A 23974-nucleotide genomic window follows, 5' to 3' on the forward strand; every position below is an offset into this window, starting at 1 on the left:
CAGCGGAGCAACAGACTCAGGAGTTTTATGACGGAACCATCGAGTGATGACAGGCTGTCGTTCAGCCAGATTTTCCTGCTGTTCCTTCGGCTGGGGCTGACGTCGTTTGGTGGTCCGGCAGCGCATCTCGGATTCTTTCACGATGAATTTGTCAAACGTCGGCGGTGGCTCTCAGACAGTGCCTACGCAGAAGTTGTGGCCCTCTGCCAGTTGCTGCCGGGACCGGCCTCCAGCCAGGTCGGTCTGACCATCGGGTTCCTGCGCGGCCATTACCGTGGCGCACTCGCAGCATGGCTGGGGTTCACCCTGCCATCGGCGGTGATCATGATTGGTCTTGCGCTGGGGTTGAACGCCTGGCCAGAGGCCAGCGGTGGCGGCTGGATACAGGGTCTCAAGTTGTTTGTGGTGGCGGTGGTGGCCCAGGCGGTCTGGCAGATGGGAAAAACCCTGTGCCCGGACCGTCCCCGAATCGCCATGGCGTTGCTGGTAGCGGTGAGCCTTCTGGTGATGGGCGAAACCTGGATGCAGATACTGGCGCTGGTCATTGCCGGGGCTGTGGGTTCCTTTCTGGGGGTGGGGAGCAGTGAAACATCTGAGCCGCTTCATGTGCCCCTGCAATCCCGGAAACCTGCGTTTTTTGCAGGGGCCTTTTTGATTCTGTTGTTGGTTTCGTTCCTGCCTCAGGCCACCGGCAGTCTTGGCTGGATAGGCTCTGAAATGTACCGGGCCGGTGCCCTGGTGTTTGGCGGCGGACATGTTGTGCTGCCCTGGCTGCAGGAGGGCTTCGTGGCCTCCGGTGCCATGCCGGCGGACACTTTCCTGGCGGGGTATGGCGTTGCCCAGGCTATACCGGGGCCGCTGTTTTCCTTTTCAGGATTTCTGGGTGGTTCACAGGCCGGTGTTCTCGGTGGTGTGATTGCGGTACTGGCTGTGTTCCTCCCGGGAACCCTGCTTGTATTCGCCGGTCTTCCCCTATGGAGTTGGCTTCGGGAGCATCGTCGCGCCCGGTCAGCACTGGCCGGGGTGAATGCAGGCGTGGTGGGGTTGTTGCTGGCGGCTCTTTATGATCCGGTCTGGGTCTCCGCCGTCCATGGTGCGCAGGATCTGGCACTCGTGCTCGCTATTTGGGTCTGTCTCGCTGTCTGGCGGGTTCCGGTCTGGCTACTGGCGCCGCTGAGTGCGCTGGCTGGAGTGATCCTGCTGTCCTGATCAACGTACATATAATCCTTTCTTCCCGAGCCGGCACACGGGTTGGCAAATCAGCAGGTTTCCAGCCACAATCGAGCGGTTAAAGGCAGATAATTCGAACGCAGAGGTTACCATGACGACATCCTGCAGTATCCCGGGTCTCAACGTACCACGTAGCCGTTTTCCCGATCCTGAACAGGACCTGCCTGCGGCCGAGGGCGAACAGCGTGTCGTGCTGGCTGGCGGCTGTTTCTGGTGTGTGGAAGCCGTTTTCCTGGCCATCGATGGCGTAACCAGTGTTGAGTCCGGTTACGCTGGCGGTCACGCCAGCTCTGCCAATTATGAGGCCGTATGCTCAGGTACTACCGGCCACGCAGAAGTGGTCGATGTTCACTATGACCCTGCCAGGGTCAGTTTTGGCGAACTGCTAAAGGTGTTCTTCTCGGTTGCTCACGATCCCACCCAGCTGAACCGCCAGGGCAACGACCGGGGCACCCAGTACCGCTCGGCTGTGTTCTACGAGACTGCCGAACAGCGGCGGGTAGCCGAGGCCTACATCCATCAGCTCAATCAGGCCGAAGTGTACCCGGACCCGATAGTGACCACGCTGGAGCCGCTGGAGGCATTTTACCCGGCAGAAGAGTACCACCAGAACTTTGCTGCCCGGAATCCCTACCAGCCATACATCATGGCCGTGGCCGCCCCGAAAATGGAAAAGCTTGTAGACAGTTATCCTGATCGCCTGAAGCCGGAATTTACAGACAACGACGCAGGCAGCACCGCCTGAGGAGGCAGACTATGGGAGTTTCCGCTGCAGGTTATGACCTGACACCACTTAACGAAGCACAGGTTGAGGAGAAAGCTGCGGATCTGACATCGGAGGAGCGGCGCGTGCTGCTCGACCATGGCACCGAGCATCCGTTCTGCGGAACCTTGCTGGATAACAAAAAAGCCGGTGTTTACCACTGCCGGCTTTGCGATCTGCCTTTGTTCAGCTCGGACTCGAAGTTTGACTCGGGAACCGGCTGGCCGAGTTTCTTCCAGCCCTTTGATCCGGAGCATATCCGCTACATTGAGGACACGAGTCTTGGCATGACCCGCACCGAAATCCGCTGCCCCCGTTGCGACAGCCATCTCGGCCATGTCTTTCCTGACGGCCCGCCGCCAACCGGGCAGCGCTACTGCCTGAATTCGGTTGCCATGGTGTTTCAGGAAAACGCCTGAGACGAAAAAAGGGGGCCGCAGGGCCCCCGATTCTATTTATTGCCGCCTGTCACAGTCGCCACGTAGTGTGCTACCGCATTTATCTGTTCCTCAGACAGCGACTCGTTGAACGCCGGCATGACACCCACCCCGCTAGTTACGGCATTGACCACCTGTTCCATTGTGGGTTTGAGTTCATCGAGATCCGGGCCGATGGCACCAGCCGAACCGGCGTCCGCCAGGGTGTGGCATATGGTGCAGGAAGGTTGAGCCTCCTGAGTGAATACCTGTTTCCCCTTGTCAAAGTCGCTGGCCATCGTCAGGGGCGACAGTCCGATCAGAGCTATGGCGCCCAGTACTGCAGTTTTTCTCATATCATTGCTTTCCGGATAGGTCGGAGCCGCCGTAATCCCGGGTCGGCTCCGCCAATGATCAACTGATGGCAACCGTGACTCCGTGGTCGCTCCAGCCATTGTGACCGTAGCCACGTTCATTCTCGGTCCGACCCTCAGGTTGGGTGTTGCCCTGCACGTCGGTCGCCCGGCTGACAATCCGGTGCTCTCCGGCCGCTAGATCCGCTGCCAGGACAAACGGCCTCCAGGCATAGGGGCCAAGGTCCGGTCCCAGGAAACGAGCCTGTTTCCAGGTTTTACCACCATCCACTGAAACGTCGACTTTTTCGAGCGGAACAGTGCCACCGAAAGCGACGCCATAGATCATATTGCGACCGTTCTGACCGCTTTCCAGAGGCGATGTTACCCAGGATTTGACGTTCATTTCCCACATGGAAGGCTGATCCGGGGCGCCTTTCACGCCGACATCACGAACCCGGTAGCCTGAAGCCTGGATCTTGGCGTCCGTCTGGTTTTCGGTGAAGGCAACGTTCTTGACGTACTTCACGTTGTTCACGCCGTAGTAACCCGGCACAACCATTCTTAGCGGGCCACCGTGAGTGTGGGTCAGAGGCTCGTCATTCATTTCCCAGGCCAGCAATGCGGTTTCCATGGCACGGGTGGGAACGGAACGTTCCACGATAATCGTTTTCGGGTCCAGGCCGTCGGGAAGTGTCTCGCCGCCGGTGCTGGTGATGTACCGGGTACCGTCAACAGGGCCGCCAAGAGCCTCCACAACATCTTTCAGCGGTACACCGGTCCACATGATGCAGCCCGCAGCGCCAACAGACCATTGGGTACCACTCGCGCCATGGGGGAAGAAGGCGCGACCGTTACCGGAACACTGTAATACGGAGGCAACGGTGGTAACCCCCATCTGTTTCAGGTCGCCGACCGTCAGGTTTCGGGGATTTTTCACGCCCTCGATTCGCACCTCCCAGGCATCCGGGTTATCGGTTACCGAGGCTGGTGGCGCGGGCAGGTTATTACGAACGAACAAGCGGTCACTTGAGGTGATAACGCCATTGCCGATTGCCCCCCGTTGGGTTTCCATCGTGTTTGCGCTGTGAACAATCAGGGCGTTGCGTTCTTTCCAGGCGGCGTAATCCGGGAGTGATTTTGGTTCATCGGCTTTGGCAAGGGGCGTAAATCCCAGCACGCTTACCGCGGCCATGGCGCCGGCACTGCCAAGTAGCAGGGTGCGGCGGGAGGGGTTCTGAAGGCCCGGGTCATTCGGGCCGCGCATCAGCGCTGATTCCTGCTTCATTATCCGTCTCCTTCTTAGGGTTGTCGTCGGACGGTGGGACTGCTTTTTCAATTCTTCGCGGTTATATCCTTATATCTTATAGGTAATGGTTAAAAATTAATCAATACTTTTGTGTGTTATTCAACGGGTTTTTCAGTCGCTATAATTCGCCCCCTATCGAACGCGCAGCAACGAGGCCGCGAACGAACCCGGGAAACAGAGAAGGGTAGCTGAGATGATTCGATTGAAGATGAATCCGCTAACGGAGTCAGCAACGCTTCTTCGGCGGGCGGGTGTGGTTCTGGGCAGTGTCGGATTGACAGCACTCTTTTCCCTGTTGGTTTTGCTGAGGGCGCTGTTCGGGAGGTTGAACCGGCCCATCGTCGACAAATACTGCCGCGAGTGGTCGGCCTCGCTGTTACGATTGGTTCGTGCCAGCCTCACCGTACGCGGGCAAGTGCCTGATTTCGGCGACGGGCGCCGGTACATCATCATGTGCACTCATGCCAGCCACTATGATATTCCGGTCACCTTCGTATCGTTGCCGGGATCGATCCGTATGCTGGCAAAAAAGGAGCTGTTCAGTATCCCGCTGCTGGGGCGGGCCATGCGTGCAGCGGAATTCCCCTCAGTAGACCGCTCCAATCGGCAACGTGCAGTCAGGGATCTGGAGAAGGCGCGGGCGATGATGGAAAGTGGAATCGTGCTCTGGGCCGCGCCCGAGGGAACCCGCTCGCCGGACGGAAAACTTCTGCCTTTCAAGAAAGGCTGTTTTCACCTGGCGCTGGATACTGAGGCGGTGATCGTGCCGGTGGCCGTGCGGGGTATCCACCGTGTTTTACCGGCCCGCACCTGGCAGATCAACCTCGGGCAGCCGGTGGATGTGAGGGTAGGAGAACCGCTGGATACGGCCGGTAAGACCAAAGCCGACCTGGACGAAGTCATGACCGAGGTGCGCGCAAGGCTGACGGAGCTGTTGGGAGACGGTGAAGCCGGTTAGCGCTGGCCTCACATCGGCACGCAGATCAGGCCGTACCGGCAGCCACCACCGTGGAGAGCAGATAGCCGGTATAGGCCACGTACACCAGCACCAGGATGCCACCATCCACACGGCTCACCAGTTTTCGCCATCCGGTAAGCCCGTAACCCATCAGGAACAGACCCACCGTGAGCGCCAGCATCAGCGTCCAGTCACGGTAGAGCACTTCCGGGTCCACCGCGAGGGGTTCGATAACAGCCGCGAGACCCACCACGGCGAGGGTGTTGAAAATGCCCGACCCCAGAATATTGCCCAGGATCAGGTCGTGTTCGTTCTTTTTGACCGCGGCCAGAGCCGAGGCGAGTTCGGGCAGGGAAGTGCCGATGGCAACGATGGTGAGACCGATCACCAGATCGCTGACTCCAAGGCTCTGGGCAATCGTCACGGCACCCCAGACCAGCATCCGGGAGCTGACGATCAGCAGTACCAGGCCAATTACCAGCCAGATGACAGCGGTTTTAAGGGGCATGGGATGGGCGATGATCTCGGCATCGGCATCGCCGGCCAGGGGGTCCGCCTTGCCTCTCATGCCCTGATAGATGGACCAGCCCATAACCACCGCGAAGACCGCCAGTAACACCCAGCCATCCATGCGCGAGAGTTGCCCATCGAGCAGTTGGGCACCGGCAATGAGGGTGAGTACGATCAGCAGCGGCAGCTCTTTACGGATCACCTGGGAGTGCACTGCGATAGGCGCGATGACGGCTGTCAGGCCGACAATGAGCGCAATATTGGTAATGTTGGAGCCATAGCCATTACCCAGGGCCAGGCCGGGGTTGCCATCGGACGCGGCCATGGCAGAGACGGCCAGCTCCGGTGCCGAGGTGCCGAAACCGATGATCACCATGCCGATCAGCAGGGTCGGCATCCCCAGGTGTTTGGCGGTCGCCGCGGCGCCCTCCACAAACTTGTCGGCACTCCAGACCAGCAGTACCAGGCCGGCGATGATAGCGCCAAATGCCATTAGCATAGATAGACCTCAGTTGATGAAACGTCCGAGCATGAAAACGCCGGCGTAGCCCAGGGTATAGGCTGCCAGGAGGTGTGCAAGATACCGCAAATAGGCCACAAAGGTCAGCCCCGGGATCTTGCTCATTGCCACGATGCCGGCGGCTGAACCGATCACCAGAAGCGATCCACCCACGCCCACGGCGTAGGTCAGGCCCATCCATTCACCGGGACTCATATCGATACCGGCCTTCAGCAGTGCTGCTGTCAGCGGCACGTTATCGATCACGGCCGAGAAGATTCCCATCAGGTAATTGGCGTAGAGCGGCGGCAGGATATCGTAAATGGCCACCAGCGAGTCCAGTGCGTGAATCTCCTTGAGCATGCCCACCAGCAGCAGAATGCCCAGGAAGAACAGCAGGGTCTCGAATTCGATGATTCGGATGTATTCCAGAATCGGGTCCAGGTCAGAGTCGTCGCTCATGAAGCGCGATACCAGAAACATGATGGACAGGCCGAACAGAAAGGTCAGAACCGGCGGAATTCCGAACAGGGCATTGCCGGCAATGGTGCTCAGGATTGTTAACAAAAACAGGCCGCTGATGACCGCATCCACCCGCCGAACCGGGGTGGTATTGGAACGAAGTGTCACCGTGCCTGTCAGTGCCCGTGAGAGGAAGACGGCAAGGATGAAAACCGTAATCGAGGCCGGGATCGCCAGGGTCAGAAGAGTCAGTATTTCCACCTTTTCCGCGAGGAAAATCATCAAGGTAGTGACGTCGCCGGTGATCAGGGAAACGCCTCCTGAGTTGACTGCAAAGACAACGAGCGTGATGAACTGGATGCGTTTTTTCAGCTCCAGATCCAGCGACAGAATCAGCGAGCATGAGACTAAAGTGGCGGTGATATTGTCTGCGAGAGAAGAGAAAATGAAACAAAAAAGACCGGTCAGGAACAGAAGTCGCCGTTCGCTCACCTGTTTCGGCATGATCAGGTAAATGACGTTTTCGATCATACCCTTCTTGTTCAGGTAAGCGACAAATGTCATGGCTGCGACCAGAAACAGCCACAGTCCCGCGATTTCGGCAATGCTTTCGGACAGGCCGGCGGAAATGGCAGAAGTTTCAGCAGCGTTATCACTGAACAGGAACAGCAGCATCCAGCTCATGGTGCCAAAGAACAGCGTTACCTTGGCCTTGTTGATGTGGATGACCTCTTCAAATATGACGCCCAGTAGCGCCAGAACCGCGAGAACAATCAGAAACGTATCAAGGGCAGACATTGGGGAGATCCCGTCCTGGTTTATCAGAGTAGAGGCCGGAGCCGGCCTGGCAGATCATGCGGGCGGATTTTAGACCGTTGACCCAGAGCAAACCACTGTTCGTACGTGCATATACAGGCTCTGAGCATTGTCGGGGGCCTGAGAAAGACGCAACGATTGACAATCGCAATTTATTATCTCGGTAAAAATCGCGATAATTGCGCGCACATTCAGACCGGAAGCAGACGGCGGCGCCGCTTACCTCGCGCCCGACCGGCTTCCGACAGGCCTCCTTGCTGATCGTGAGGGGGCAAAAAAGCTCAACACTAGCTAGGGTGAAAACCAATGGCCGTTAGACAGGCAGACGTAGTGCTGGTCGGCGGTGGCGTCATGAGCGCCACTCTCGGCATGATGCTCAGGCAGCTTGATCCGTCCCTGGACATCGTCATGGTGGAGCGTCTCGACCACGTTGCCCATGAGAGCACAGACGGATGGAACAACGCAGGTACCGGGCATGCCGGTTACTGTGAGCTCAACTATACGCCCGAAACCGACGATGGCGATGTGACCATTGATCGGGCCCTGCAGATCAACGCCCAGTTTGAGGTGTCCCTGCAGCTCTGGTCTTACCTGGTGGAGCAGGGCATCCTGCCAGAGCCATCCACCTTTATTAACCGCACGCCGCACCAGAGCTTTGTCTGGGGTGAGAAAGATGTAGCCTTCCTCAAGCGCCGTCATGAGCGTTTGAGCGCTCACCATCTGTTCCGCGAAATGGAATACACCGAGTCCCCGAAGGATCTCGAAGAGTGGATGCCCCTGATCGTCAATAACCGGGACCCGATGCAGCGGGTTGCCGCTACCCGGATCAAGCACGGGTCGGATGTGGATTTCGGTTCTCTCACCCGCAGCATGGTGAAGTGGCTGGAAACCCAGCCGAATTTCGAGCTGATGCTCAGCTCTCCGGTTCACTATATCGATCAGCGGGACAATGGCCGCTGGAAGATCCGGGTCAAGAACCAGAAAACCGGCGAGCTGACCAAGCTCGAGACCGGCTTTGTGTTCCTTGGGGCTGGCGGTGGCGCGCTGCCGCTGCTGCAGAAATCCGGTATCGAGGAAGCCCGGGGCTACGGCGGCTTCCCTGTCAGCGGTCAGTGGCTGGTGTGTGGCAAGCCGGACATTGTTGAGCAACACAATTCCAAGGTCTACGGCAAGGCGCCGATCGGGGCGCCGCCCATGTCGGTGCCACACCTGGACACCAGGATTATCAATGGCGAGCCGGCCCTGCTGTTCGGTCCGTTTGCCGGTTTCACTACCCGCTTCCTCAAGAAAGGCTCTATCTTCGACCTGTTGGGTTCGGTGAAATCCACCAACCTGAAGCCGATGCTCTCGGTGAGCAAGAGCAACATGGACCTGACCCGCTACCTGATCGGGGAAGTGTTCCAGTCCCACAGTGACCGGGTGGCATCGCTGCGCAACTTCTTCCCGGATGCCATGGAAGAGGACTGGCAGCTGCGTATGGCCGGCCAGCGTGTGCAGATTATCAAGCAGGTTGATGGTGGCGGTGGCAAGCTCGAGTTCGGCACTGAAATCGTGGCCGCCAAGGACGGAACCCTGGCAGCGCTGCTGGGCGCTTCCCCGGGCGCATCCACTGCCGCCAATGCCATGATCAACGTTATCGAGCGTTGCTTCCCGGAGAAGATCAAGACTCCGCAGTGGCAGGAGCGCATGAAAGAGCTGGTGCCGTCGTACGGCCAGTCCCTCGTTGAGGACGAAGCGTTGCTGACGAAAGTCCGCGAGCGGACCCTGTCGACCCTCAAATTGGGCTGATATTCCTAAACGTTCTAAAAAACCGAAAGGCACTGCGACTGCTGGATTTTACGCCGGTGATCGCGGTGCTTTTCTCGTTTCAGAAGGCCGCGAAATTTGCGATTTTACAGCTTCCGCGTAGGGTTATAAGGCAACCCTTATGAAAGGAGAGAGCCTGTGAGTGAGCAAAAGTACAATCCTGAGAAAGGGTATATCGCGCTGTTGGGCTGGAGCCTGAATGCGGTTGAAGCGGCCGACAAGTTTGATCGTCGGTATGTTGTCGTGGCCCCGGATTGGGCGGAAGCCTACTGCGAAGAGCATGACATTCCCTATGTGCCCTGGAATTTCGAGCGCCTGAACGATCGCTCCGTAGAAATTGCGCAGACCCTCAAGGAGATGGGCGTTGATGTCGCCATTCCGTTGTTTGAGGAGACTGTCGAGTGGGCGGGTGCCATTAACTCGGTGTTGATGGACAAGCCGCGCCTGTTTGGCCAAGCCATGCTGTTGCGTGACAAGGCACTGATGAAACGCCGCGCCCAGCTTGGTGGCATCCGGGTGGGTATTTTTGAGGAAGCCCACGATAAGGGCGACGTTATCCGATTCCTCAAGCGGGTAAACCAGACCCTGCTCAAGCTGGATGGCGACCCCAATGACCCGATCCACCTCAAGGCGTTTGACAAGGCCGGGTGCCTGGGTCACCGGGTTATCCGTACTCCCGACGAGGTCGATACCATTCCGGAAGAAGAGTTTCCGGTCCTGATGGAATCGCACCTGGACGGCTGGGAGTTTGCGGTAGAAGCCTGGATCCACAATGGCAAGATCGCCTTCCTGAACGTTTCCGAGTATGTGACTCTGGGCTATTCGGTATTTGTGCCCGCAACACCGGACCTGGAAAAGTATCGCGACCAGATTCGCGGCGAAATCGAGAAGCTGATCAAGACCTTCGATATCGAATTCGGGTTTATCCACCCGGAGTACTTCGTGACCAGCGACCGGACCATGTACTTTGGCGAGGTGGCCTATCGCCCACCGGGCTTCAAGGTATTCGAGCTGCTTGAGCGTGCCTATGGCTTCAACGCCTATCAGGGCATGATCCTGGCCTTTGACCCGAAGACCACGGAAGAGGAAATCAAGGCCTTCTTCCCGAAGGAGGTGGTGGATGCGAAGGGTTACGCCGGTTGTTTCGGTGTGTATCCGCGCCGCCGGGTTGTCAGCAAGCTGGAAATTCCGGAGGAGACCGAAAATCACGAGTATTTCGAGTCTCACGAGCTGACTGCGCCGCTTGAAGAGACGGTCACCAAGCGTACCGCTTTCGGTACCCACTGGGGGCTGGTGTATTTCTTCGGTGAAGACCCCTATGTCATGCGGGACCTCCTGAAACATCAGGAAGACCTCGATTTCTATGTATAATCAGGAGAAGCATTAACAACAACCGGGTTTGGTGCCAGGCCCTGAGGATTATCGTTTGAACGATCACCAATCGGGCAGCGCAGCGCCAGCTGTAAACGTTGACAAGCTGGCTCAACGCCTGGATGACGCCATTCAGGCTTTGGAAGAAAGCCGGTCTTTTACCAAGGCCGGCAAACTGCCGCGTGTGCTGGATATTGCCCGCCGGGTCCTGCTGCAGCCGGATGGCTGCCGGATCATCGAGGAGCGCGCTGAGCGCCTTGAACTGGCGGGTGTCTTTGCCGGCACCGACTGGGCCGAACCCGGTATTCTCCTTCCCACGCTGACAACCTATTCGCTGCAGAGCCAGAATGCCGATACCGTCGTCATTGAGGCCTTCAGCGAATTGCGGCTGCTTGCCGTCGCCCGGGGCAGCTATCTGCACCCTTCGGTGTCGGCTGAACAGGCCCACCACTATCTGACCCAGGTTCTTGCCATCAACCTCGGCCTGCTGTTTGGCATGACCGGCGAGGCTGAGCGGGAGCAGGGCAAGCTCGCGCTGATCAGCCAGAACCTTGTGCAGTACGTGGCCCACCACATCGGCTACGAACATGTCATTGATAGTCTGATCGAGGAGATCTGGCGGATCCTTGAACAGCGACCGATCCAGGTATCGGACGTACGCAAGATGATTACCCAGATTGCCCTTTGCCGGGCCGATCCGCAGGCCGATCTGGGCAGTGCCGGGCGCGGTGCCGACCGGTTGATCTCCAGCCTCTATGGGCCCACCCGGGCCTGCAGTGAAGACCCCGGAACCGTGGTCTACGAGCAGCGGCTGGAAACCATGGACGCCCAGGCCCTGCAGAACGAGGCCACCGGGTTTGCGCGTTCCATGCACGATACCGGCCTGGTCTCGCCTTACCATGCCTCGTTCATACGTTTCATCCTGTTGGACCAGGACACCTTGCTGAGCGAGGCGCTGGGGCTGTCCAGTACCGGCCGGGATTGCCTGATGTGCTATCGGGAGCTGGTCCACACCCTGATTAAAGAAGGTATCTATCCGGAAACGGCACAGGGCATCTACGGCCTGGCGCTGCTGCTGGAGCGGGGTATTCTTTACCAGCCTCCTGTTGCGCCGGGTCTGTGGCGCCAGGCACGGCTCTCTCTGTGCCCCCATGCGCGGGAGCGACTTGAACTGGCCTATGGCTACCAACCGCAACCCAATGCCTGGCTGATTCAGGGCGTGTTGAACATGTTGGGCCAGCCTTTGGGCGTGGGGCAGGGCAACAATCCTACCTGCCAGTCGGCCCGTGCTCTCTCGATGTGGGCCTATAACGATCCGGATTATCTCTTGCAGATGGTTGCCTGGGCTGCCCGAGACAATGAGATCGTCATTCACTTTGAAGGCCAGCCGGTGTCGTCGGCCCGCAGTGTCGGCGGTGTCGCGTCCGAGGTAACCCTCGATCTGGATCCTGTCTCCCTGGTTGTAGTGCCGCATCTGGACCGCATTTATGTGGAGATGGGCCGGTTGTGCGTCGGCCGCCAGGGCGATCCCCACAAATGGGTGAACCCGGAGTTCCACGGCTGGTCTGCCGGGCGCGGATTTGCCATTAACGTGGATGTGGCCACTGGCAAGCTGCATGATCTGGAAGGCTTTATCCGGCATTTCTATGCCAGCTATCACCCCTACTACAACGGCAATCAGCCGCTGATCCACCCGCAGCCTGCGGGTATTGCGGTGACCGATAGTGCCGCCCGGTTTATCGGCTGGCACGCCATTACCATTCTCCGGGCCGCGCTCGACCCGGAAGGTGAGATGCGGATTTATTTCTTCAATCCCAATAACGACAGCGGCCAGAACTGGGGCGATGGAGTCAAAGTCAGTACCTCGGGCAACGGAGAGCGTTTTGGCGAGTCGTCGCTGCCTTTCGAACAGTTCACATCGCGACTGTACATCTTCCATTACGATCCCCTGGAGCGGGGGGAGCCTGCGGAAGTGAACGAGGATGCCCTTCGGCGCGTAACAGAGGGTGTGTATCGCAGTTGGGGTCTGGATCGCGTGCCGGCGGATGCTTTGCAGGCGGAGCCGCCCATAACCGATTGATCCCGGAACCTGCCGATCACCCGGAATCCACAGATCAAGAGGAAGGCCATGGCCAACGAACAGACCCCGGCCCGTAATGGGGCCGAGTTGTTTATCCGGGCGCTGGAAAACGAAGGCGTTGAATACATTTTCGCGGTGCCCGGTGAGGAGAATCTAGCCTTCCTTGAGGCTTTGAGGACCTCCAGTATTCAGCTGGTCCTCAACCGCCATGAACAGGCTGCCGGGTTCATGGCCGCCACCTACGGCCGCCTGACGGGGCGCGTGGGAGTCTGCCTTTCCACGCTCGGGCCCGGCGCCACCAACTTCGTGACTGCCGCCGCCTACGCCCAGCTGGGCGGTATGCCCATGATGATGATCTCGGGCCAGAAACCCATCAAGTCCTCCAAGCAGGGGCTATTCCAGATTCTGGATGTGGTGGACCTGATGCGTCCGCTCACCAAGTACACCCGGCAAATCAGCAATGCCAACACCATTCCTGCCAAGGTTCGGGAAGCTTTCCGCCTGGCCTCTGAAGAGCGTCCGGGTGCCGTGCATCTGGAGCTGCCGGAGGACATCGCCGATGAGGCGCCCGAATCCGATACCCATATCTTCAAACCCAGTGACGCCCGGCGGCCCTCGGCCAGCCCGAAAAGCCTGGAGATGGCGTGCGAAATGCTGCGCGAGGCCCGGCATCCGCTGATCATGATCGGTGCCGGCGCCAACCGGAAACGGGTTTCCCAGGCGTTGCTGCATCTTGTGAATGTTACCGGCATCCCGTTCTTCACCACCCAGATGGGCAAGGGCGTGGTGGATGAGCGACATCCGCGCTACCTGGGCAACGCTGCCCTGTCGGCCGGGGACTTCGTTCACTGTGCAATCGACCGCGCCGACCTGGTGATCAACGTGGGCCATGATGTGGTGGAAAAGCCACCTTTCTTCATGACCCCCGGCGGCAAGAAGGTCATTCATGTGAACTTCAGTGCGGCCGACGTGGACCCGGTGTATTTCCCCCAGCACGAAGTTGTCGGCGACATTGCCAACAGTGTGGAATACATGGCCGAGAACTGTGGCCAGTGCGCCAACCATGATTTCACCCGCCTGATGGAGGTGAAGGAGGCGGTGGATGCGCACCTGCAGGAGCGGGCTGAAGACGATCGTTTCCCGGTGATCCCCCAACGCATTGTTCATGATGTGCGCCAGGTAATGCCCGACGACGGGATCATCACGCTCGACAACGGGATGTACAAACTTTGGTTTGCCCGCAATTACCGCGCCTACGACAACAATACGGTACTGCTCGACAACGCCCTGGCCTCCATGGGCGCCGGCTTGCCCAGCGGCATGATGGCCTCCATGTTGTATCCGGATCTGAAAGTGATGGCGATCTGTGGCGATGGTGGCTTCATGATGAACAGCCAGGAGCTGGAAACTGCGGTTCGACTGAACCTCAACCTAGTGGTGCTGATTATCAACGACAGTGCCTACGGCATGATCAAGTGGAAGCAGGGCCAGGAAGGCTACAGCGATTTCGGCCTGGATTATCGCAACCCGGATTTTGTCACCTATGCCCAATCCTATGGCGCCAAGGGTCACCGCGTGACCCGCACAGAGGACCTGCGGCGGACCCTGGAAGGTGCCCTGGCTGAAGGCGGTGTTCATGTGGTGGACGTGCCCGTGGATTACAGTGAAAACAGACGGGTGTTTGATGAGGAGCTGGCGGAACTGACCTGCAAACTCTGAGGGGTGTATTATGCGTCAATGGATGATGAGCCCGAGGTAGCACTGCAATGATCCGTTCCTTTTTTCGCGGCCTGGTGGCCGTCGCGACACTGACGTTGCTCGCCGGTTGTAGCAACCCCGAGACACCCCAGGAAGTGGCGGCGGCCTTCTGGCAGGCCATGGCCGAGAACGACGCCGGTGACGTGATGGAATACTCCACCCTGGCGGAATCCGCCGCGTTCGATGGTTACAAGCGCAGCTGGACCGACGCCGTGCCATCCTTCGGCCGGGTCGTCATTGAAGATCGCGAAGCCACTATCGTGACCCGCCTGCCGGCCGAAGCCGGAACCGAAGGTGAGCGGCTGGAGCTGGTCACCTATCTCGTACGGTTCCAGGATCAGTGGTTGGTGGATTACGACCGTACTGGCGAGGCCATCCTTAATCCTTCCCCGTTCAGCAGCATCATGGGCGAGCTCAGCCGGCTCGGTGACGAGCTCAGCGCCCGTTTCTCGTCGTCTTCGGATGACTTTGAGCAGCAGATGGAGCAGCTGGCGCGGGATCTGGAAGCCTACTCCGAGGAAATCGGCCGTGAGGCAGAGGGCGCCATGGAGGCGTTCGGCAAGAAGTTGCAGGAAGCCATGCGGGAGCTTGAGCGCTCGGTGGAAGACGCCCTGAAAGACAGTGAGCCGACACCGGAGGAAGACCGGGTGATTCTGGAGCAGGCTGCCCGGGATCTGGATCGCCAGGCCGATGAGCTGAACGATCCCACCATGGAATCGATCGCCAGTGCCAGCCGCACCGTGGCCGAAACCGGCGAACGCTTCACGCGCCTGAGTGAGGAAACGCTGAATCGTCACCGGGAAGAGTGGCAGCAGAGGCTGGCTGAGATGCGTGCTGACGCGGACGAATTTATCGAGCAGCTCAGGCTTTAGCGGGCCTGCTCGGCGCCTCGCAGCATGGCCTGAAGCAGCTCCTCGGCATCGAATTTCGTCAGCGCTTCGTTGGCGCCCACCTGATTGGCATAGCTCAGGCTCATCTCACTGTTCAGTGATGTATGCAGGATGATGTAAGGCTGCTTCAGCGCTGAATTGTCCCGCACATTGAACGCCAGCTCGTACCCATCGAGCCCCGGCATCTCGATATCGCTGACCAGAATGTCCGTGGGCCGGCCCAGTTCATGGTCGCGCAGCAGAATCTGCAGCGCGTCATCACCATTCGACGTCACCTGGTAGGGGATGTCCTTGCTGTCCAGCACGTCCGAGAGTTGCTTACGGGCCACCTGGGAATCGTCGACCATCAGAATGTTCAGGGACTTGAGCGTCTCACTCTGCACATCCGTGAGAACCACCTCCTGGGTGTCCAGGGATTCCGGGTACACCTTCGCCAACAGCAATTCCACATCCAGCAGCTGGATGATATCGCCCTCCACGTCCAGCAGCCCTGTGATAAACGCCTTGCTGCCCAGGGCTTTGGGTGGCGGCATCACCGATTTCCAGTCAGTCTCGATGATCTGTTGCACGCTGCGCACCAGAAAACCGATCTCCTGGCGCTGGATATCCGTGACAATAATCGAGGCTTTTTCCCGTTCTTCCTGCGTCAGCGGCGGATAGCCGACCGCGGCAGCCATATCGATCACCGGAACGGCGGAACCCCGGAAGGTGGCCGTGCCGATGACGGCGTGATGGCTGTGGGGCAGTTTCGTCAGCCGCATGAAAGGCAGGATTTCCCGGATCTTCAGGGTTCCGATCCCGAACAGACGCTCGCCGGAAAGCCGGAACAGCAGAAGTTTCTGGGTCTGCTTCGCTTTGCTGGACATACAACCGGGTCCTTTCAAACGCAAAAGCCCCTGCCGCAGGAGCTTTTCAAGAATTGGATTCAGCAGGCTGTCTGGCGGGCGGACGCTGCCAAGCCAATAAGCCTGAGGTATGTAGCGATAGTAGCAGCTTTACCGTGAATCGGGATTCAGAAGGATTGTTTCAAATGGTGACAGAAACACTCCGCGCGAGGCCTTGTGTTGCCATACCAGTGTGCCCTCAGAACGCCATGTCCTTGCCGTCCCAGGCCTTGAAGCAGCCGGTTTCGGCGAGGGTGAGGCTATCAATCTGCCGCCTGAGGCCATCAACCGATTGTTCAACCGATACCTCGGCGTCGCTGCCGCCCATGTCCGTGGCCACCCAGCCCGGGTGGTAGATGCCCACGGCTATGCCCTGCTCACGCAGGTCCACGGCCAGATTTCGCCCGAGATTGAGCGCCGCCGCTTTTGAGGCACGATATATGTACCGGCCGCCACCGGCAGAAGCCTGGGATCCAAGCTTGCTGGATATGATGGCGATTTTCGGGGTGCCGACCCCGGCCAATGCCAGTCTGAGATTGGGTAGCAGCGCCTGTATGGTGAGGAATACGCCGGTCACATTGACCTGGAAGTGCTCCGCCCAGAGTTCTGGCGGATAGCCGCCTTCCAGCTGTTCATGGCGATCAAGCAGAATGCCGGCGTTACAGACCAGGGTTGAGATCGGTTGGTTTTCGAGGCGCTCGCCCAGCGCGGTCACGCTGGCGGGGTCGGCGACATCCAGCACCTCCATGCCCGGTTCGCTGCGGGCCGTGCCGATGACATGCTCGCCCGCCTCTCTCCATTCATCGGCCAGGCCCTTGCCGATGCCGCGATTGGCGCCCGTGATAAGAATGGTCATGTTTGTATTCCTTGTGGCTGAGGCTCAACAGTAGCACAGGTCTCTGGCGATCCCTGCCGGAGGTGCTGCCTACCAGGGGAGGTTATTCAGGATGAACCAGGCGGTGCCGCCGGTCGCCAGGATTGCCACCAGGGCAAGCAGACCGTCCCGCGCCACGATGGCCAGGCCAAACGCCATCAGGGCGATTCCGGCACCGTTGGCGCTGAATGGAATCACCTCCATCAGTGGCATGGCAGCGGCCACAACCATACAGATGATGGCGATAACGTATTGCCCCGGCCCGCGAACCAGCCAGAGCAGCCTTTGTTTTGTCCATCGATCCACAAACCGGGCGGGCTTGTTCATCCAGTCCAGCCCCCTGGCAAGCTTTTCTCTTTCGATGTTCCGGCGCGCCAGCTTTGAGGGAATCCAGATCGAGTGGCGCTGGAAAATCAGTTGCCCCAGGGTGAGTAGCACCATAAGACCAAGCAGCGTCGGTACTCCCGGAATATCACCTATCAGCGGGGCCAGGGTGATTACGCCGGCGATCAAAACCATCGGCCCGAAGGAACGTTCACCAACAGCTGCCAGTACATCGCCCACAGACACCTGAACCTGACCCTCGGTGTTTGCGCGAAGGCGTTCCAGAAGTTCTGTCAGGCTGGCCGGATCGTCTGGCTGGTTCATGGTGGTGCTCGTGGTCTCCTATTGAACAGGTTTTGCAGACACTACCTTGATTGCGCAACGAGTGCATGAACACAAGATGACAGGGAGTTAGCCCGGGCGTTGCTACTCAGAGCATTGAGTGCCTGATCAATTCGTCTATATTAATTAGACCTTCCTTCCTCGACGGCATCAAAGATGTATCCAGGCAAGAGCAACGGGTTGCCGTTCTCAAAGTTGTTGCACTCGCGTTCTTTGACGCCCGCCCTGCGCAGATCTGCTTTGGTGCTCGCGTTCATTCTCTGTTTTTCCGCCCCAAGCTATGGCGACTGCGACATCACCCTGCGCTGGGACGATGATCCGCCGTATTTCATGGTTCAGGAGGGTAAGGTGGTCGGCATTGATGCCGACCTGGTCCGTGAGGCCATTGGGCGCCTGAATTGCGGGCTTTCCTTTCAGAAGATGCCATGGGCCAGGGCGCTCCGGGAGTTGCGTGATGGGCATGTGGATATGCTCTCCGGCGCCTACCGGACTCCGGAGCGAGAGGAGTATGCCCATTACTCCGACGTGGTCGGTCTGGTATCACCCAATATCCTGTTTATACGGCGATCTGACGAGTCAAGGTTCGAGCTGAATGGCTTGCGGCAGCTGCTGGAATCGGGTTTCAGGCTTGGTGCCCAGATTCATGTGTCCTACAGCGAGGAATACAGCGCCCTCATCCAGAATCCCGACTACGACAAAAACATCGAGTACCTCTCCCGCAGGGAGCCGCTATGGCTCATGCTGGCCCGGGATCGGGTCGATGGTGTGGTGGCGAGTGAGTTAACCGGGCTCTAAGAGATTCAGGAACTGGGGCTGACCGGAACGGTTATTCCCAGCTCCCTGGTCGTGTCCAATAAGCCCGCGTACTTTGTTTTTTCCAAAGCCACGGTTACAGCCGGATTTGTGGCAGATTTTGATCGCGCGCTGCAGTCGATGCTGGATGATGGCACCTTCACGGCTATCGTAAATCGGTACGTTTGCGTGGATGCAGGCGCTGGGCTGTCAGAAACTGAAGATGACCCAGAGGCTTGTTCTTTGGCAGGTCTTTCGGGGGTAGCAAATCTGGCAAAAGCGAATGAAAAAAGCCGGAGGGTTGCTCCGGCTTTTTCGTCTTCAGGATTGGGTCATCACTCGCCAGTTTCAGTAGCGCCGACACCACCCTGGTAGTTGGCAGGAATGAACTCATAACCCTGGTCTGCGCTTTTCAGGTGCCCCAGGCCGGGAAAAGACAGGTGGGCGGAGCCTACCCAGTACCCGGTTTCCTGAGCGTCGGCAAAGGCCTGTGCACGAGACTCCACTGCCTGTTCACTGTTCACATCGAACTGGATGGCAATGTCCGGCTGCGGGAACTGAACCGCTGCCACGTGAATCAGGTCGCCCCAAAGCATCAGCGTGTTGTCCCCGCTTTCCACCTTGTAAAGGCTGTGGCCCGGGGTGTGCCCGCTGGCGGACACTGCAGAGATACCCGGCACCAGCTCCCGGTCTTTGTCGAATGGCTTGAACTGGCCGGACTCGACATACGGGTTCAAAGAGGCCATCGCGCCCTTGAAAAAGCCCTTCGAACCTTCGTCAGCGGCCTTCAGGTTGTCTTCGTTCAGCCAGAAATTCTGGTCCTCCACGCTGGCGCGAACAATGGCATGCGGGAACACAATCTCACCGTCAGATACCAAACCGCCAACATGGTCCGGATGCATGTGCGTGATGTAGATCTCGTCGACATCTGCGGGCTCGTAACCGGACGCTTTCAGATGTTCAACCAGTTTTCCGAGAGTCGGGCCAAAAAGGCTGCCAGCACCGGTGTCCACCAGTACCAGATGGTTGCCGGTGTTGATCAGATAGCCGTTAACGGACGTGTCGAGTGGGGCAGAGAGGAAGTTGTCCGCCAGGGTGTTATGCACGTGTTCTTCGGTGGTGTTCAGCAACAGTTTGTCCACCGGCAGCTTGACGGTGCCATCGGACAGGGCGGTGATTTCGAAGTTGCCGAGCATGGTGCGGTAATAGCCCGGAGCCTGCTCTTTTACCATCGGGGCCTCCGCCTGGACGGCGGCCGCAAAAAAAACACCGGCGGTCAGGCCGGTAATGCGAGTCAGCATGGTAGGCATACGTAATCCCTCTTCCGTCTTGTAAACAGAATGAATGTTTGGGTGTGGGGGTAATCTTCGTTGAGGGAACCAGTTTAGACCACTCTGGCCGGGCACAAAAAAGGCCTCGTCGGGTGACGAGGCCTTTTGGTTGTTTGGTGGAGGCTGCGGGATTGAGCCCGATGTCGCAGGTCAATGCGACTATTTCTATGGTGATAAGGAATGCCCATTTGGCCCCTAATTAACTTAAGGAGGCGGTTGGCCTAGCCCCAGTCATTTTATCTGGCATTGAACTAGATTGCCGTTGAGGGGTTAACGGTTGCCGGGTTTAATAACCCAGTCTTTTTGGTTGGCAAGAAAGGCAAGAGCTTCTTTCAATTTCCTAAACTTATTCTTCGTCATTGTGCCAGGGGTATGCTCCACTTGAGCATGTGCATCATTACCTGGCTGCTCTTCTGTATCGCTGATGGGGCGGTGAATGACGTCAATCACGTAGATTTCATTTCCGTCAGCGTCCATTGAAATTGTGTCGATTGCGCGGATGTCTTCCGCGATCAACCTGACAACTCCGTCGTCTTCGCTAAATTTGGTTTCAATTGGCGCCGGCCTCAGAATTTCTCGGTTCACAGAGGGTTGCAGACTGGAATCGTTGAATGCGGAGGAGGCGACTTTGAGCGTTCCGTCTGGCTGCTCTTTATAATCCTGCCCAGGGCGATTTCTTACCGCCCTGAACAAACCTTCCTTGTTGTCAACGACATCTGCCATTGAGGATAAAGCCTTACGCAGTTAACCAAGTCCAGAGCTCATAGAAAGTGCCGCAACGCACTTCGCCATCTTCCATCTCATTATTTATGTTGCTGCCCCACACTTTTATAAAGTCGACGTTCGCCTCATCTATATAAATCGATAGTTTTCGCGAATCGGACCACCATTCCATAGTGACTTCGCCATCTTCTGTTGCTGAAATGTGAGGAGCGGCCCAGCTTTGATTTGTGTTACGAATTACAGCATGAAATTCCTCGAGCGCTGACAAGGCTTGACTTATTGCCTCTTTGCTTGGCTTTGCACTACCGCGATCATCCCAATTTTCTGGCAGTTTAGACAGTTCTCTTATTTTCGCTTTAACCGCAGCAGTAGAAACGCTCCCACTATCAAATTGGTTATAGTATTTTCTGAGAATGTGAGTCGCGTCTATCTCACCCGCGTTCGGAGTGTGACTGCCCATTTTGGAAAGAGCCGGCATGTTTGAGACGCGAGTTGCACTATCTAAACTGGCGACGATCATTTTATTAGCTCCCTTATCGAGTCCTTGATTGATGCTTCAAATAGCTTATTCTTTTTTTCCCTAAGTTGATCCAACATTGCCCACAAATTGGAGTCAGTAGGATCAATTTCGACTAAAGCAAAAACATCAATGTCTAAGATTATTGTTACGAACCCTGGCTCATCCGGTTCTGCGGTTGCCAAATTAATTACCGAAGCAAAATTTTTCCCAAGATCCGGCTGCGGAATCTTCACTTGCATATAAGCGCCGTTTATCGAAGGGCTTATGTCGTCGGATATTTCGGGGTATATATTAAAATAATCTTTTAACTCCACTCCTGATGTGGCTGGAATGTTTATTTTATTTATGTATCTTACGGCAATCCTTCGGATTTTATTCGGTTCAAGGGATTTCACAAAATTTGCCCAGTGATTTTTTGCCTCGGCAGAAAACTTTGACCACCCCTTATATTTGGGCAAGTTGCTAAAAGTAAAGCCTTTGCCCTTAACTATAATTACTCTGTCTGCTTCATTTGAAACAAATCTATATCCGATGTTTTTGAAGTCTCTCTTAACGTCACCGTTTGGAACGTTAATTTGGAACTGTGCTTCATTAACCGGAGATTTTTTATCGTATCTACCACTCACCGACCGGGAAAATTTTGTGAAGCTTTCTTCTGAAAAGCTCTCGTTTTCGACTTGTAAGTCGATTACGGCTTCAACTATTGGGGCATTTTCGTAAAATTGAGCCATATGGCCGATCCAATTTCCCTTCTGTCGTCATTCCGATCCTCACATAACTTCTGTGAGTGTATTCGAATAATGGTGCCGTGAGCTGTCAGTGTCAATGCGACCTCTATAGCAACGTTGACAGTTGGTTGGCACTTGGCTTGTCTGATTATAGTCAAGATAATCGGGATAGGGGGGAGCCATGAGGCTCCACCCCTCCCACACCACCCGGCATGCGGGTCCGCACCGGGCGGTTCGAGACGTTGAGGGTTCACGAGAGTCTCGGCACTCCCAACCGGTCGAAGTAGGCAATCGTCAGGACATTGTGGATGGCAGAGCGACTGTTGTGCCACCAGCGGCGACTCAGAGCCGCCACAGATTCAGCCACCCAGGAACTGGCACCCAACCGGACCAGCTCCCGGTAGATCGTCTTACCCCGCCGCCACTGCCGGAGGTGGAGCATTCTCAGACGACGACGTATCCACTCATCCAGTGATCGCCAGATGCGTGGCGTTTGCGCCAGCCTGAAGTACCCTTTCCAGCCGAGCAGGTATCGGCGGAGTTGCTCTACCACCTGTTCAATACTGCGACCCCCTGATCCCCGGGTCAGTTGCCGGATCCGGAGCTTGAACGCCTGTAACGCCCTGGTGGATACCGCGCGTCGAACCTCAGCGTTCCTCCCTTGCCACAGGGCATAGCCGAGGAACTTGCGCCCGAACACGCTGGTCACCGCGCTCTTGGCTTCGTTAATCACCAGACGCAACTTTCCATAACAGCGGCGGAGTAACTGCATGACCCGTTCTCCCGCCTTGTGGCTGCGAACGTAGACGTTGCAGTCATCGGCGTAACGGGCGAAGCAGTGCCCCCGGCGTTCCAGCACTTTATCCACCTCGTCCAGCAGAACGTTGGCCAACAACGGCGACAATGGCCCGCCTTGCGGCGTGCCCTCGTGCCGATCCATGACCACACCACCGTCCATGATGCCCGCGTTCAGGTACGCACGAACCAGCCGGATAACGCCGGGGTCGTTTATGCGTTTCTTCAGGCGGTCGATCAGGATGTCGTGGTTGACCCGGTCGAAGAACTTCGACAGGTCGACGTCCACCACGATATGGCGGCCCTGTTGGGCGTAACGCTGCGCAGCCAACACGGCGTCGTGGGCCCGACGGCCCGGGCGGAAGCCGTAGCTGTGCTCGCTGAAGGTGGGATCAATCAGAGGTTGCAGCACTTGCAACAGTGCCTGTTGAATCAGACGATCAGTGACGGTGGGGATGCCCAGTTCCCGCTCACTGCCGTCCGGCTTCGGGATGCCTACCCGACGGACGGGCTGTGGTTGGTAGGCGCCGCTCAGCAGGTGCTGGCGAAGCTCAGGCCACGCCCATCGCAGGTGTTCCGCGGTTTGGGCAATGTCCAACCCGTCCACACCTGCCGCTCCCTTGTTGGCCTTCACGCGCTTCCATGCCCGCTGCATATTCTCTCGTGCGAACGCCTGCTCAAGCAGGCTTCGCCCTGCGCCTTCCGGTTCTTGTCGCGGGAGTCCTGCTTCATCGCTCATCGCCTTCGGCAAGGCTTCACCTGTCCGTTGCGCGATCCGCCCCGCTGGCGCGGGCATCTGATGCCGTACAGTGCTCATCGACAAGGCGTTTGACGCTCCTTCTCGTTCGGCCCTTCGCCCTGTGTTAGCGGTTACTATGGCCTCTGCTGACTTCTCGCTCCGTGTTGCCACGTCGCCCTTTCAGGCATGAGGCGAGATCTCCCCGGGTAAGAACACACTCCTTCGCCGCACAACCGCCGGATTTACACCACTTCGCCTTGGCCACAAGAGCTTCGCGGCTTTTGGCCCGCTCGCCCTGCTTGGCAGTGCCTCATATCCGATTCTTGTTCATCGGCTCACGGTTTACGCTCCACGCTTCCTCCCCACGGTCGGTCACCCTTCCGCAGTTGCGCTTCACTTCGTTCGCTGTGGCCAGCTCACGGGAGGACTTGCACCTCCAGGAGTGCGCCCCTGCCGGGCGCACAAAAAAAGGGGCAGAGTGTTCTGCCGTCGCCTCTGGTTAACCATCAAAAGACATACTGGACTCTTCCGCGAAGTTCCTCGCCGCCATTGTTATTCGGGTCTTCGCCGTCCATGTAATTTATACCAAGACTGGCCAACTGTAAGGTAAATCGCTTTTGAGCCCTTGATGTCGGACTGCAGCTCATCAATCAGCTTTATGCTTTCAGAGGTGACTGAGCCCAGCACCAGTTTTGCATCGA

The 23974-nt window shown here is 57.6% G+C and carries 22 protein-coding genes; 10 read left to right on the plus strand and 12 right to left on the minus strand.

Features of this window, described 5'->3' with window-relative positions; translation table 11 throughout:
- Positions 1 to 27: 27 nt before the first annotated feature.
- The 3 genes from chrA to msrB all read left to right on the plus strand — a co-directional run bounded on the left by chrA (position 28) and on the right by msrB (position 2412).
- The gene (chrA, locus tag AC13DD_RS01435) at positions 28 to 1209 is read left to right on the plus strand and encodes a chromate efflux transporter (protein WP_482930748.1); all 1182 of its coding nucleotides are present in this window, start codon (positions 28 to 30) and stop codon (positions 1207 to 1209) included.
- Between the two features lie 112 nt (positions 1210 to 1321).
- The gene (msrA, locus tag AC13DD_RS01440; RefSeq protein WP_008171069.1) at positions 1322 to 1975 is read left to right on the plus strand and encodes a peptide-methionine (S)-S-oxide reductase MsrA; all 654 of its coding nucleotides are present in this window, start codon (positions 1322 to 1324) and stop codon (positions 1973 to 1975) included.
- Between the two features lie 11 nt (positions 1976 to 1986).
- Positions 1987 to 2412: a peptide-methionine (R)-S-oxide reductase MsrB gene (gene msrB / locus AC13DD_RS01445; protein WP_008171070.1), complete on the plus strand. Its 426-nt coding sequence runs from the start codon at positions 1987 to 1989 to the stop codon at positions 2410 to 2412.
- A gap of 32 nt (positions 2413 to 2444) precedes the next feature.
- Here the strand turns inward: msrB and sorU are convergent, their stop codons facing one another.
- Together sorU and sorT are read right to left on the minus strand one after the other, a co-directional pair.
- A complete protein-coding gene (sorU, locus tag AC13DD_RS01450; protein WP_053113084.1) occupies positions 2445 to 2765 on the minus strand; it encodes a SorU family sulfite dehydrogenase c-type cytochrome subunit in 321 nt (106 codons plus the stop codon).
- A 58-nt stretch (positions 2766 to 2823) separates the two neighbouring features.
- The gene (sorT, locus tag AC13DD_RS01455; RefSeq protein ID WP_273068873.1) at positions 2824 to 4050 is read right to left on the minus strand and encodes a SorT family sulfite dehydrogenase catalytic subunit; all 1227 of its coding nucleotides are present in this window, start codon (positions 4048 to 4050) and stop codon (positions 2824 to 2826) included.
- 214 nt (positions 4051 to 4264) lie between these two features.
- Between sorT and AC13DD_RS01460 the strand changes: the two genes are divergently transcribed.
- Positions 4265 to 5029, plus strand: coding sequence for a lysophospholipid acyltransferase family protein (locus tag AC13DD_RS01460; RefSeq protein WP_053113082.1), 765 nt, complete (start codon positions 4265 to 4267; stop codon positions 5027 to 5029).
- A gap of 25 nt (positions 5030 to 5054) precedes the next feature.
- On the opposite strand, the gene AC13DD_RS01465 is transcribed toward AC13DD_RS01460, so the two are convergent.
- Both AC13DD_RS01465 and nhaD read right to left on the minus strand, forming a co-directional pair.
- On the minus strand, positions 5055 to 6038 hold the full coding sequence (locus AC13DD_RS01465) for a calcium/sodium antiporter (RefSeq protein WP_273068875.1): 984 nt from the start codon (positions 6036 to 6038) through the stop codon (positions 5055 to 5057).
- Between the two features lie 9 nt (positions 6039 to 6047).
- Entirely contained in the window at positions 6048 to 7298 is a 1251-nt protein-coding gene (gene nhaD, locus AC13DD_RS01470; protein ID WP_273068877.1) for a sodium:proton antiporter NhaD, read from the minus strand.
- Positions 7299 to 7622: 324 nt separating this feature from the next.
- On the opposite strand from nhaD, the gene mqo reads away from it, so the two are divergent.
- The 5 genes from mqo (at position 7623) to AC13DD_RS01495 (ending at position 15203) form a co-directional block, all read left to right on the plus strand.
- Positions 7623 to 9104 carry a malate dehydrogenase (quinone) gene (gene mqo / locus AC13DD_RS01475; protein ID WP_339622476.1) on the plus strand — a complete coding sequence of 494 codons (1482 nt, stop codon included), beginning with the start codon at positions 7623 to 7625 and terminating at the stop codon, positions 9102 to 9104.
- A 156-nt stretch (positions 9105 to 9260) separates the two neighbouring features.
- On the plus strand, positions 9261 to 10493 hold the full coding sequence (locus AC13DD_RS01480; RefSeq protein WP_482930749.1) for an ATP-grasp domain-containing protein: 1233 nt from the start codon (positions 9261 to 9263) through the stop codon (positions 10491 to 10493).
- A gap of 55 nt (positions 10494 to 10548) precedes the next feature.
- Entirely contained in the window at positions 10549 to 12573 is a 2025-nt protein-coding gene (locus AC13DD_RS01485; protein ID WP_273068881.1) for a hypothetical protein, read from the plus strand.
- Positions 12574 to 12621: 48 nt separating this feature from the next.
- Positions 12622 to 14292: an acetolactate synthase large subunit gene (locus tag AC13DD_RS01490; RefSeq protein ID WP_286801772.1), complete on the plus strand. Its 1671-nt coding sequence runs from the start codon at positions 12622 to 12624 to the stop codon at positions 14290 to 14292.
- 47 nt (positions 14293 to 14339) lie between these two features.
- Positions 14340 to 15203, plus strand: coding sequence for a hypothetical protein (locus AC13DD_RS01495; RefSeq protein WP_286801773.1), 864 nt, complete (start codon positions 14340 to 14342; stop codon positions 15201 to 15203).
- Here the strand turns inward: AC13DD_RS01495 and AC13DD_RS01500 are convergent.
- The 3 genes from AC13DD_RS01500 to AC13DD_RS01510 all read right to left on the minus strand — a co-directional run bounded on the left by AC13DD_RS01500 (position 15200) and on the right by AC13DD_RS01510 (position 17627).
- Entirely contained in the window at positions 15200 to 16087 is an 888-nt protein-coding gene (locus AC13DD_RS01500) for a chemotaxis protein (protein WP_008171092.1), read from the minus strand. The two genes, AC13DD_RS01495 and AC13DD_RS01500, sit on opposite strands and share 4 nt — an antisense overlap.
- Positions 16088 to 16304: 217 nt before the next feature.
- Complete coding sequence (locus tag AC13DD_RS01505) at positions 16305 to 16961, minus strand: SDR family oxidoreductase (protein WP_008171094.1); 657 nt, start codon at positions 16959 to 16961, stop codon at positions 16305 to 16307.
- Between the two features lie 69 nt (positions 16962 to 17030).
- Positions 17031 to 17627, minus strand: a complete 597-nt coding sequence (locus AC13DD_RS01510; protein WP_062786351.1) for an exopolysaccharide biosynthesis protein — start codon at positions 17625 to 17627, stop codon at positions 17031 to 17033.
- Positions 17628 to 17888: 261 nt separating this feature from the next.
- Here AC13DD_RS01510 and AC13DD_RS01515 point away from each other — a divergent pair, with 261 nt between their 5' ends.
- Entirely contained in the window at positions 17889 to 18440 is a 552-nt protein-coding gene (locus AC13DD_RS01515; RefSeq protein ID WP_273068892.1) for a substrate-binding periplasmic protein, read from the plus strand.
- Positions 18441 to 18772: 332 nt separating this feature from the next.
- Here AC13DD_RS01515 and AC13DD_RS01520 read toward each other — a convergent pair whose 3' ends face one another.
- The 5 genes from AC13DD_RS01520 to ltrA all read right to left on the minus strand — a co-directional run bounded on the left by AC13DD_RS01520 (position 18773) and on the right by ltrA (position 23357).
- Entirely contained in the window at positions 18773 to 19747 is a 975-nt protein-coding gene (locus tag AC13DD_RS01520; protein WP_286801775.1) for an MBL fold metallo-hydrolase, read from the minus strand.
- Between the two features lie 291 nt (positions 19748 to 20038).
- Positions 20039 to 20491, minus strand: coding sequence for a hypothetical protein (locus tag AC13DD_RS01525; protein WP_273068894.1), 453 nt, complete (start codon positions 20489 to 20491; stop codon positions 20039 to 20041).
- Positions 20492 to 20504: 13 nt separating this feature from the next.
- Positions 20505 to 21011 carry a hypothetical protein gene (locus tag AC13DD_RS01530; RefSeq protein WP_273068895.1) on the minus strand — a complete coding sequence of 169 codons (507 nt, stop codon included), beginning with the start codon at positions 21009 to 21011 and terminating at the stop codon, positions 20505 to 20507.
- Positions 21008 to 21742, minus strand: a complete 735-nt coding sequence (locus AC13DD_RS01535) for a TIGR04255 family protein (protein WP_273068897.1) — start codon at positions 21740 to 21742, stop codon at positions 21008 to 21010. The genes AC13DD_RS01530 and AC13DD_RS01535 overlap by 4 nt, the downstream gene beginning before the upstream one ends.
- 247 nt (positions 21743 to 21989) lie before the next feature.
- On the minus strand, positions 21990 to 23357 hold the full coding sequence (gene ltrA, locus AC13DD_RS01540) for a group II intron reverse transcriptase/maturase (protein WP_053115127.1): 1368 nt from the start codon (positions 23355 to 23357) through the stop codon (positions 21990 to 21992).
- Positions 23358 to 23974: the final 617 nt, after the last annotated feature.

The sequence above is a fragment of the Marinobacter sp. L-13 genome, assembly GCF_056857715.1.

Bases quoted from the DNA above. Each gene is read 5' to 3' on its own strand.
- chrA (WP_482930748.1), top strand. From the start codon at position 28: ATGACGGAACCATCGAGTGATGACAGGCTGTCGTTCAGCCAGATTTTC.
- msrA (WP_008171069.1), top strand. From the start codon at position 1,322: ATGACGACATCCTGCAGTATCCCGGGTCTCAACGTACCACGTAGCCGT.
- msrB (WP_008171070.1), top strand. From the start codon at position 1,987: ATGGGAGTTTCCGCTGCAGGTTATGACCTGACACCACTTAACGAAGCA.
- sorU (WP_053113084.1), bottom strand. From the start codon at position 2,765: ATGAGAAAAACTGCAGTACTGGGCGCCATAGCTCTGATCGGACTGTCG.
- sorT (WP_273068873.1), bottom strand. From the start codon at position 4,050: ATGAAGCAGGAATCAGCGCTGATGCGCGGCCCGAATGACCCGGGCCTT.
- AC13DD_RS01460 (WP_053113082.1), top strand. From the start codon at position 4,265: ATGATTCGATTGAAGATGAATCCGCTAACGGAGTCAGCAACGCTTCTT.
- AC13DD_RS01465 (WP_273068875.1), bottom strand. From the start codon at position 6,038: ATGCTAATGGCATTTGGCGCTATCATCGCCGGCCTGGTACTGCTGGTC.
- nhaD (WP_273068877.1), bottom strand. From the start codon at position 7,298: ATGTCTGCCCTTGATACGTTTCTGATTGTTCTCGCGGTTCTGGCGCTA.
- mqo (WP_339622476.1), top strand. From the start codon at position 7,623: ATGGCCGTTAGACAGGCAGACGTAGTGCTGGTCGGCGGTGGCGTCATG.
- AC13DD_RS01490 (WP_286801772.1), top strand. From the start codon at position 12,622: ATGGCCAACGAACAGACCCCGGCCCGTAATGGGGCCGAGTTGTTTATC.
- AC13DD_RS01495 (WP_286801773.1), top strand. From the start codon at position 14,340: ATGATCCGTTCCTTTTTTCGCGGCCTGGTGGCCGTCGCGACACTGACG.
- AC13DD_RS01500 (WP_008171092.1), bottom strand. From the start codon at position 16,087: ATGTCCAGCAAAGCGAAGCAGACCCAGAAACTTCTGCTGTTCCGGCTT.
- AC13DD_RS01505 (WP_008171094.1), bottom strand. From the start codon at position 16,961: ATGACCATTCTTATCACGGGCGCCAATCGCGGCATCGGCAAGGGCCTG.
- AC13DD_RS01510 (WP_062786351.1), bottom strand. From the start codon at position 17,627: ATGAACCAGCCAGACGATCCGGCCAGCCTGACAGAACTTCTGGAACGC.
- AC13DD_RS01520 (WP_286801775.1), bottom strand. From the start codon at position 19,747: ATGCCTACCATGCTGACTCGCATTACCGGCCTGACCGCCGGTGTTTTT.
- AC13DD_RS01525 (WP_273068894.1), bottom strand. From the start codon at position 20,491: ATGGCAGATGTCGTTGACAACAAGGAAGGTTTGTTCAGGGCGGTAAGA.
- AC13DD_RS01530 (WP_273068895.1), bottom strand. From the start codon at position 21,011: ATGATCGTCGCCAGTTTAGATAGTGCAACTCGCGTCTCAAACATGCCG.
- AC13DD_RS01535 (WP_273068897.1), bottom strand. From the start codon at position 21,742: ATGGCTCAATTTTACGAAAATGCCCCAATAGTTGAAGCCGTAATCGAC.